We start from the raw sequence: 7,895 nt of genomic DNA on the forward strand, positions 1-7,895 counted from the left end.
CCCGAGCGTCAGCCGCCTCCCCCCACGTCATCCAGTAGCTCATCCCCATGCCCCGCACGCTAACTACGACCCCCGACAATTCCCGGCCCCGCCCGACCCCCACCGCCGCCCCCACCCCCGAACACCACCCGTCCGGGTCCCGACCGCGGCCCCCCGCCCGCCCCGCGCCGGGGTAACCGGCTGGAACCCCCGCCACCCCGTTCACTAGGCTTTTCAGGACCACCAGCCCCACGCGGAGTCCCAACCGTGATCACGAGGATGTCGTCGCTGTTCCTGCGCACGCTGCGCGAGGACCCGGCCGACGCCGAAGTCCCGAGCCACAAGCTGCTGGTCCGCGCGGGCTACGTGCGGCGCGTCGCGCCGGGCGGCTACTCGTGGCTGCCGCTGGGCCTGAGGGTGCTGCGCAACATCGAGCGGGTCGTCCGCGAGGAGATGGACGCGATCGGCGCGCAGGAGATCCAGTTCCCCGCGCTGCTCCCGAAGGAGCCCTACGAGGCCACCAACCGGTGGACCGAGTACGGCCCCAACATCTTCCGCCTGAAGGACCGCAAGGGCGCCGACTACCTGCTCGGCCCCACCCACGAGGAGCTGTTCGCGCTCACCGTGAAGGGCGAGTACAGCTCGTACAAGGACTACCCGGTCGCGCTCTACCAGATCCAGACCAAGTACCGCGACGAGGCGCGCCCCCGCGCGGGCATCCTGCGCGGTCGCGAGTTCGTCATGAAGGACTCGTACTCCTTCGACCTCACCGACGAGGGTCTGGCCGAGGCCTACCAGCGCCACCGCGCCGCCTACATCAAGATCTTCGACCGGCTCGGCATGGACTACGTCATCGTGTCCGCGACCTCCGGCGCGATGGGCGGCTCGGCCTCCGAGGAGTTCCTCGCGGTCGCCCCGAACGGCGAGGACACCTTCGTCCGCAGCACCGAGTCCGACTACGCGGCCAACGTCGAGGCCGTCACCACCCCCGCGCCCCCCGCGCAGCCGGTCGAGGGCCGTCCCGAGGCGCAGGTGCACAGCACGCCCGCGACCCCGACCATCGACACCCTGGTCGAGTTCTTCAACAACGCGGGCCTCGGCCGCGAGTTCACCGCCGCCGACACGCTGAAGAACGTGCTGGTCAAGACCCGCGTCCCCGGCTCCGACTGGGAGCTGCTGGCGATCGGCCTGCCCGGCGACCGCGAGGTCGACCTCAAGCGCCTCGAGGCGGCCGTCGAGCCCGCCGAGGTCGCCATGCTGGACGAGGCCGACTTCAAGGCGCACCCCTTCCTGGTCAAGGGCTACATCGGTCCCGGCGCGCTGCTCGCGAACAAGGTCCGCTACCTGGTCGACCCGCGCGTCGTCGAGGGCACCGCCTGGGTGACCGGCGCCGACCGGCACGAGCACCACGTGGTCGACCTGCTCTGCGGTCGCGACTTCACCCCGGACGGCACGATCGACGTCGCCGAGGTCCGCGAGGGCGACCCGTCGCCCGACGGCAAGGGCGTCCTGGTGGCCGCGCGCGGCATCGAGATCGGCCACATCTTCCAGCTCGGCCGCAAGTACGCCGACGCGTTCTCGCTCGACGCCCTCGGCCCGGACGGCAAGCCCGTGCGCATCACCATGGGCTCCTACGGCATCGGGGTGTCCCGCCTGGTCGCCGCGATCGCCGAGCAGAGCCACGACGACCGCGGCCTGATCTGGCCGCGCAACGTCGCCCCCGCCGACGTGCACGTGGTCGTCGCGGGCAAGGACGCCACCCTCCTGGAGGGCGGCGAGAAGCTCGCGGGCGAGCTGTCCTCGGCGGGCCTGAGCGTCCTGCTGGACGACCGCAAGGCCAGCCCCGGCGTGAAGTTCGCCGACGCCGAGCTGGTGGGCGTGCCGACGATCCTCGTGGTCGGCCGTGGCCTGGCCGGCGGCCTGGTCGAGGTCAAGGACCGCCGCTCCGGCGAGCGCGTCGAGGTGCCGGTCGACGAGGCCGTGCAGCACGTGCTGGCCGTCGCGCGCGGCTGACCCGAGGCGCGGAGAAGGGGGCCGGTGGTCACCCGAGCACCGGCCCCCTGCACGTCCCGCGGACCTCAGCGCCTGCCGAGCAGCACGTCCACCACGTCGGCGGTGTCCGACAGGTCCACCAGCACCGCGTGCGCCCCGGACGCCTCCAGCTCCGCGACGTCGCTGCGCCCGGTCGCCACCGCGACCGCCCGGTACCCGTGGTGCAGCGCCGCGTCCACGTCGTGCGGGGTGTCCCCGACGACCACGACCGACTCCGGCGCCGCGCCGTGCTTGGCCGTCGCCAGCCGCACCGCCTCGCGCACCAGGTCGGGCCGGTCGTCGGACAGCTCGCCGAACCCGCCGATCGCGAAGTCCAGGTGCTCCTCCAGCCCGAACGCCGCGAGCTTGTACCGGGCGATCTCCACCAGGTTCCCGGTCACCAACGACTGCACCACGCCCGGCTCGCCCGCCAGCGCCTCCAGCACCGCCGCCGCGCCGGGCAGCGCGCGCCCGCGCTCGGCCAGCCGCCCGTGCTCCAGCCGCGCCACCGCGACCAGCTCGGCGTGCAGCCGGGAGATCAGCTCGTCGGTGGCCTCCAGGTCGTGCGAGAGCAGCAGCTGCCTGCTGATCGCCCGCTCGGTCCGCCCGGCGTACGAGGGCCGGTGCACCAGCTCCAGCCCGGACACCGTCCGCAGCGCGGTCCCGTACCAGGCGTGGCCGAGCCCGGAGGCGTCGATCAGGGTCAGGTCGATGTCCCACAGCACGAGGGTCTTCACGAGACGCGCACGCTCCCCACGATCCGGTCGGCCTCCTCGTCGCTCGGGCCCTGGGCCACGTGCGGCCCGCCCTGCGCGACGTTCAGCACCAGCACGCCGTGCTTCCCGCCCGGCAGCTGCGCCGCCACCAGGGTGATCTCCGCCTTCGGCGCGTAGCAGGCGCTCACGCCCCTCGGCTCGACCGGCAGCACCACCGTCGTCCGGTCGTCCGACTCGGTCACCACCGGCTCGCCCACGCTCGGCGGGGTGCCGTCCACGGTGTACCCGTTGTTCGCCACGGCCTTGCCGAGCTGGGTGAGCACGGTCAGCGTCGCCGCGTTGACCTGCGCGGACGACACGATCGCCTGCACCATCTGCCTGTCCTGGCACTCGAACGGCCGGGACACCCACACGCCGGTCAGCCGGGTGCCGCCCGCGAAGCCGTCGCCGCTCTCCTCCCAGGAGGGCGGCACCTGGTAGGTCAGCCCCGAGCCGCGCGCGGTCGTCCACTCCGGCTGCGCCGAGGGGGAGGTCGCCGCGGTCTGCCCGCCCGCCGCGGCGTCCGAGCCGGACCCGATCAGCACGGCGGTCACCACGCCGCCCGCCACGACCAGCACGCCGAGCACCGACAGGGCGATCCACAGCCCCGTGCGCTTGGGCTTGGAGGGCGGCTGCTGCTGGTAGTAGCCCAGGCCCGAGTAGCTCACCCGCCCACCGCCAGCGGGCGCACCGAGTCGATCATCGCCTGGAGGTCTCCCTCGGTGGGGGAGGCGGGTGCGGAGTCCGGGCCGCCCGCCAGGTCGCCGTTGGCCATGAACACGTGCGTGGCCCGCTCGCCCCTGGCCGCGAGCACGCGCACCATGCCCTTGGACGCGATGCAGGCGTTGCCGCCGCCCGCCGTGATCGTCGCGTCGACCTGCACCGCCGGGATGGGCTGACCGCCGCCGACGTTCGGGACGGTCACCTCCTTCGGGTCGGTGAGCTTGACGTCGAGCTCCGGGGCGCTGCCGTAGAAGTACCTGGCGACCTTGTCGGCCACGTCCTTGGCGACGCCCGCCAGGTCGGTGTTGGAGATCAGCGCGCCGCCCGCGTTGCCCCGGTTGTAGGAGCGGCCCTCGCAGGTGTAGACGCCGAACATGGACAGCCCGGTCAGGCGCGCGTCCAGGTTCGTGACCGGCGAGCTGCCCTTCTGCGGGGCCCACGACTTCGGCACGTCGTAGCTGTAGGCCAGGTCGGTGACCGGCAGGCAGTTCCAGCCGGAGGTCACTGCCGCGCACGTGGCGGCCTCGGCGCTGGGCGAGGTCGGCGCGGGCGAGGACGCGGCGCTGCTGGGCGCGGCCTGGCTGCTCGGCGCGGCCACGGTGGTCCCGCCGTCCTCGGGCCGGGTGAGCACGTACGCCGTGGCGCCGCCGCCCACCAGCAGGAGCGCCACCGCGCCCACGGCCAGCCACACCTTGCCCTTGGTGCTCTTCCGCGGCGGCTCCTCACCGCCGGAGAACACGCCGAGCCCGCCGTACGAGCCGAAGCCCTGCTGGGGGAAGCCCTGCTGCTCGCCGTAGCCGGGCTGCGGGTAGCCCTGCTGCTCGCCATAACCCGGCTGGGGGTAGCCCTGCTGATCCCCATAACCCGGTTGGGGAGCCCCGAAGGAGTGATCCGGATAGTGCTGCTGGGGCTGTCCCGGCTGCGGGGTGGAGCCGCCGACGCCGTCCTGCCCCCACCCGCCCTGGTGGGGCTGACCTGCCTGGCCACCCCAGCCGGACTGCCCGTCACCTGGGTAAGTCACGGCTCGCACGGTACCGCCTCCACCAGTCGGAATCCGGACAGGTGATGGAAAAGCGATCGAGGTCGGTCGTGCCGCAGCTCACTCCCACTCACGACGGAGGGTGTTCACCCTCGCGGCCGGTCGTGCCGAAAGTTCACCCGTTCAGGAAGCTGAACCGCACTTTGCGCACCGGGTTGTCCACGTTCGTGTCCACCAGGCACACCGACTGCCAGGTGCCCAGCGCCATCACCCCGCCGAGCACCGGCACCGTCGCGTGCGGCGGGACCAGCGCGGGCAGCACGTGGTCGCGGCCGTGCCCCGGCGTGCCGTGCCGGTGCCGCCAGCGGCCGTCGGCGGGCAGCAGGTCGCGCAGCGCCGCCAGCAGGTCGGTGTCGCTCCCCGCGCCGGTCTCCAGCACCGCGAGCCCGGCCGTGGCGTGCGGCACCCACACGTGCAGCAGCCCGTCACCGGACGTCTTCGCCAGGAACCGCTCGCAGTGCGCGGTCAGGTCGAACACGACCTCGGCGGAGCCCGTCCTGATCTCGATCTCCTCGCTGAGCACCCGGAGAGCCTACGCAAAAACCGGTCGACACCGCCGGACGGCGGCCGAATGATCGACACCGTGCCGCACACCGCGATCGTCACCGGGGCCAACCAGGGCATCGGGGCCGCCGTCGCCACCGCGCTCGCCGCGCGGGGCGTCCAGGTCCTCGCCGCCTACTTCAGGTTCACCCCGCTCCCCGACCCCGGCCTCCCCGACCGGTACGCCGCCGACCGCGAGTCCGACGCCACCGCCGTGGTCCGCGCGATCGAGGCGGCGGGCGGCCGGGTGCTCGCCGTCGAGGCCGACCTCGCCGACCCGCAGGCCCCCGCCCGCCTCTTCGACACCGCCGAGCGCGAGCTGGGCCCGGTCGACGTGCTGGTCAACAACGCCTCGGCCTGGGTGCAGGACACCTTCCTGGCCGCCGGGCTGGACCAGTTCGGCCGCACGACGGCCCCGGTCTCCGCCGAGACCTTCGACGCCCAGTTCGCCGTGGACGCCCGCGCCAGCGCGCTGCTGATCGCCGAGTTCGCCCGCAGGCACCTGGCGCGCGGCGCCGACTGGGGCCGGATCGTCGGCCTCACCTCCGGCGGACCCGGCGGGTTCCCCAGCGAGGTCACCTACGGCGCTGCCAAGGCGGCGCTGGACAACTACACGATGGCCGCCGCCGTCGAGCTCGCCCCGCACGGCGTCACCGCCAACTGCGTCAAGCCGCCCGCGACCGACACCGGCTGGGTCAACGACGCCGTCCGCGCCTCCACCAGGGTCGCCGAGCCCCACGAGGTCGCCGAGGTCGTGGCGTTCCTGTGCTCCGAGGAGGCCAAGCTCGTCACCGGGAACGTGGTGACCCTGCGCTGAGGCCGGGGGAGGGGCCGGCGCGGTGGGCGGACGGCGCGGCGGGTGAACCGCCCCGCCGAGAGGTGGACGACCGGCGGGGCGTCCGGTCTGATGGCCCCATGCGGACCGCGTTCGGCGAGACCTTCGACGTCCCACCCGGCTACCTCAACACCGCCAGCGTCGGCGTCCCGTCGACCACCACCGCCCGCGCGGTCGCCGAGGCCGTGGCCCGCTGGGCGCGCGGCGCCGACGCCCCTCCGGTGTTCGACGAGCCCGTCGCCGTCGCGCGCGCCGCGTTCGGCCGGGTCGTCGGCGTGCCCGCCGACCGCGTCGCGATCGGCGCCACCGTCTCCCAGCTCGTCGCCCTGGTCGCCGCGAGCCTGCCCGAGGGCACCCGCGTCCTGGTCGCGAAGGGCGACTTCACCAGCCTCACCTTCCCGTTCGCCGCGCGCGGCCACACCGTCACCGAGGTCCCGCTGGACGAGCTCCCCGCCCGCGCCGCCGACCACGACCTCGTCGCCGTCAGCGTCGCCCAGTCCGCCGACGGCCGCCTCGCCGACCTCGCCGCGCTGCGCGCCACCGGCGTCCCGGTCCTGCTCGACGCCACCCAGGCCGCGGGCTGGCTGCCGCTGGAGCTGGACTGGGCCGACTGGGTGGTCGCCACCGGCTACAAGTGGCTGCTCAGCCCGCGCGGCACCGCCTGGCTGGCCTGCTCCGAGGCCGCGCTGGCCAGGACCGCGCCGCTGGTCGCCAACTGGTACGCGGGCGACGACCCGTGGACCACCGTCTACGACCTGCCGCTGCGCCTGGCCGCCGACGCCCGCCGCCTCGACCTGTCCCCGGTCTGGCACGCCCACGTCGGCGCCGCGGTCGCGCTGCCCTGGTTCGCCTCGCTCGACCGGGCCGCCGTCCACGCCCACACCACCGGGCTCGCCGACGCGCTGCGCGCCGGGCTCGGCCTGCCGCCCGCCGGGTCCGCCATCGTCTCCCTGGACGTGCCCCCGGAACCCCTGCTCGCCGCCGGGATCGCCGCCAGCACGCGCGCCGGCCGGGTCCGGCTCGCCTGCCACCTCTCCAACACCCGCGACGACGTCGACCACGTGCTCAGAGCGCTCGCCTGAACCGCGTCCGTTACCGTGGTCGGCTGTGTCGGTTCCCCCCGAATCACCTGGAGAGGTGACCCAGCGGATTCCCCGAGTCCCGGCTGGGCCGCCGATGGGGCCGCCCCCGCCGCAGGACCAGGGGCAGCCCCAGCCCGTCCCGCCCACCCCCCAGCAGACCCCGTCGGGCACCCTCACGTTCGAGCCGGTGCCCGGCCACCAGGGCCCGCCGCACCTCGGCGGCCCACCCCCGCACGGCGGCTACGACCAGGGCTTCCACCGGCAACCGCCGCCGCCGCACGGCGCGCCGGGGCAGCGGGCGCGCAGCCACCCGGCCACCGCGCCCGGCCTGTCGGCGGTGCCGTTCCAGCGGCGCACGGCGGTGGTCCGGATCATCGGCCTGGTCGGCATCGCGGTCGTCTCCGGACTCGTCTGGATGATGTTCCAGTCGGGTGAGGGGCCGAAGTCCTCCAGCGGCGCGCCGACCCCGTCCAGCGCCTCCCTGGTGCCCGCGGGCGAGTTCGAGTTCACCCCGTCCACCCAGGCCCCGGCCCCGCGCCGGGACGCCGAGTGCGCCTCGCACGCCTACGGCCAGGCCAGGGACTTCTTCACGAAGACCCCGTGCGAGGAGCTGATCAGGGCGCTCTACACCACGACCGCGGCAGGCGGGGCGAAGGTCCACACCTCGGTGGCCGTGGTCCGGATGAAGAGCGCCGAGGACGCCACCGCCCTGATGGAGTTGACCAACCGGGACGGCACCGGCAACGTCAACGACCTGGTCAAGGACGGCGCGGTCAAGGTCGACGGCATCACCACGCTCGGCGGTGGCGGCTACGCCTCCGCGCTCAGCGACCGGGACGTGGTCATCGTCGAGTCGGACACCGCGAAGGCCGACAACACCGGGGCCGGGCACACCGACCTGATGCGCC

Annotated in this window: 8 protein-coding genes; 4 read left to right on the top strand and 4 right to left on the bottom strand. The window is 74.3% G+C overall.

Going from position 1 to position 7,895, the window contains the following annotated elements; genetic code table 11:
• Positions 1-246: 246 nt before the first annotated feature.
• Positions 247-1,992: a proline--tRNA ligase gene (locus ACTUAL_RS21760; RefSeq protein ID WP_096496534.1), complete on the top strand. Its 1,746-nt coding sequence runs from the start codon at positions 247-249 to the stop codon at positions 1,990-1,992.
• Between the two features lie 65 nt (positions 1,993-2,057).
• On the opposite strand, the gene ACTUAL_RS21765 is transcribed toward ACTUAL_RS21760, so the two are convergent.
• The 4 genes from ACTUAL_RS21765 to ACTUAL_RS21780 all read right to left on the bottom strand — a co-directional run bounded on the left by ACTUAL_RS21765 (position 2,058) and on the right by ACTUAL_RS21780 (position 5,050).
• Positions 2,058-2,747 (bottom strand): HAD family hydrolase, encoded by a 690-nt coding sequence (locus ACTUAL_RS21765; RefSeq protein ID WP_096496533.1) that lies wholly within the window; start codon positions 2,745-2,747, stop codon positions 2,058-2,060.
• Positions 2,744-3,433, bottom strand: coding sequence for a hypothetical protein (locus ACTUAL_RS21770; RefSeq protein ID WP_096496532.1), 690 nt, complete (start codon positions 3,431-3,433; stop codon positions 2,744-2,746). The genes ACTUAL_RS21765 and ACTUAL_RS21770 overlap by 4 nt, the downstream gene beginning before the upstream one ends.
• The gene (locus tag ACTUAL_RS21775; protein WP_440901542.1) at positions 3,430-4,509 is read right to left on the bottom strand and encodes a hypothetical protein; all 1,080 of its coding nucleotides are present in this window, start codon (positions 4,507-4,509) and stop codon (positions 3,430-3,432) included. Before ACTUAL_RS21775 ends, ACTUAL_RS21770 begins: the two co-directional genes overlap by 4 nt.
• A 133-nt stretch (positions 4,510-4,642) precedes the next feature.
• A complete protein-coding gene (locus tag ACTUAL_RS21780) occupies positions 4,643-5,050 on the bottom strand; it encodes a YjbQ family protein (protein ID WP_096496530.1) in 408 nt (135 codons plus the stop codon).
• 48 nt (positions 5,051-5,098) lie between these two features.
• On the opposite strand from ACTUAL_RS21780, the gene ACTUAL_RS21785 reads away from it, so the two are divergent.
• From ACTUAL_RS21785 to ACTUAL_RS21795, 3 genes are all read left to right on the top strand, one after another.
• Entirely contained in the window at positions 5,099-5,887 is a 789-nt protein-coding gene (locus tag ACTUAL_RS21785) for an SDR family NAD(P)-dependent oxidoreductase (RefSeq protein WP_440901543.1), read from the top strand.
• Between the two features lie 98 nt (positions 5,888-5,985).
• Entirely contained in the window at positions 5,986-6,987 is a 1,002-nt protein-coding gene (locus tag ACTUAL_RS21790) for an aminotransferase class V-fold PLP-dependent enzyme (RefSeq protein WP_440901544.1), read from the top strand.
• Positions 6,988-7,042: 55 nt separating this feature from the next.
• On the top strand, positions 7,043-7,895 hold an 853-nt coding region (locus ACTUAL_RS21795), incomplete at its 3' end, for a hypothetical protein (protein WP_440901545.1).

It is taken from the genome of Actinosynnema sp. (genome assembly GCF_052038725.1).

Excerpts from the sequence above, each read along its gene's own strand:
- ACTUAL_RS21785 (WP_440901543.1), top strand. The coding sequence starts at position 5,099 with ATGATCGACACCGTGCCGCACACCGCGATCGTCACCGGGGCCAACCAG.
- ACTUAL_RS21790 (WP_440901544.1), top strand. The coding sequence starts at position 5,986 with ATGCGGACCGCGTTCGGCGAGACCTTCGACGTCCCACCCGGCTACCTC.